At 41.2% G+C, this 507-nt stretch carries 1 pseudogene; it reads right to left on the bottom strand.

The window, feature by feature from the left end:
• Positions 1-38 precede the first annotated feature (38 nt).
• A pseudogene (locus tag ACFINS_RS10180) lies at positions 39-507 on the bottom strand (Bcr/CflA family drug resistance efflux transporter); the annotation flags it as partial.

Genomic DNA, 507 nt, shown 5'->3' with positions numbered 1-507 from the left:
AAAAAGCATCAAAAGCATGATGCTCTCTTTATTATCATTCAATCCATTTCCACACGCATAAAATCATATGCTTTGCGGACATAAATCATAAATCCGAGCAAACAACACACAGCCAATAAAACTGCCATAGTCTTTGGATTGTGCCCAGACGTCTTTCCAATAACGGAAGCACTTAACGCAGCACTGCCTAATTGTAAGGCCCCCATAACACCAGAGGCTGCCCCAGCAGCTTGCGGATGTGAGGAAATAGCCAAGGCTGTCCCTAATGGCAATAAAAAACCATTACCAAAAGTAAGAACAGCGATAGCTATAAAACTCGTTACAAGTGGCCATGGACTAACATACATTTGCAAGGCAAATAATACCCCTCCTATCACAAAAATAATATACCCGCGCCAGACAGTTTTTTCCATAGATTCTCGTTTAAAAAGCCATCGTGCCATCAGATTTCCCAAAATATAGGGTAACGAAACACCAATGTAGCTATAGCCAATATAGATTGGTGGC

This window comes from Bartonella sp. AA2SXKL (assembly GCF_042197205.1).
Classification (GTDB): Bacteria; Pseudomonadota; Alphaproteobacteria; order Rhizobiales; family Rhizobiaceae; genus Bartonella.
The sequence above is the reverse complement of the archived record's forward strand: the minus strand, read 5'-3'. Positions and strand labels throughout refer to the sequence as shown.